This is a genomic window from Stenotrophomonas sp. YIM B06876, from assembly GCF_030711595.1.
Lineage (GTDB): Bacteria > Pseudomonadota > Gammaproteobacteria > Xanthomonadales > Xanthomonadaceae > Stenotrophomonas.
In genome coordinates, this window is sequence record NZ_JAUJUJ010000423.1 from 1 (window position 1) to 683 (window position 683).

Consider the following 683-nt stretch of genomic DNA (forward strand, 5'->3'; position numbering starts at 1 on the left):
TTGAGACACTGAGCAACGCCCACGCGGCGCGCGCCTGGTGCGTTGCGCAGCTCGGCGACGAGCGGGCGGTCGCCCGGCATTTCGTCGCGGTGTCGACGAACGCCGAGGGCGTTGCCGAGTTCGGCATTTCCCCGGCCCATATGTTTGGCTTCTGGGACTGGGTCGGTGGGCGCTACTCGATGGATTCGGCGATTGGCCTGTCTTCGATGATCGCCATTGGTCCGGAACACTTCCGCGCGATGCTGGCGGGCTTTCATGCCATGGATGAACACTTCCAAAGCGCGCCGTTTGGCAAAAACCTTCCGGTGCTGATGGGCTTGCTGGCGGTCTGGTGCACCAACTTCTTCAACGCACAGACGCAGGCCGTGCTGCCCTACGACCAGTACCTGAAGCGCTTTCCGGCCTACCTGCAGCAGCTGACGATGGAGAGCAACGGCAAACACGTCACGCTCGCCGGCATGCGCGTGAACTACGCCACCTCGCCCATCGTCTGGGGCGAGCCGGGCACCAATGGACAGCATTCGTTCTACCAGTTGCTGCACCAGGGAACGGATCTGGTGCCGTGCGACTTCATCGGTTTCTGCCAAAGCCTGAACCCGCTCGGCCCCGACGACAGCCAATCGGACGGCCAGCACAACCTCTTGATGGCCAATTTTTTCGCCCAGACCGAGGCCCTGGCCTTC

The 683-nt window shown here is 62.8% G+C and carries 1 pseudogene; it reads left to right on the forward strand.

Annotation, left to right across the window (positions count from 1 at the left end):
* Nucleotides 1–683: pseudogene (gene pgi / locus QZH66_RS17715) on the forward strand (glucose-6-phosphate isomerase); the annotation flags it as partial.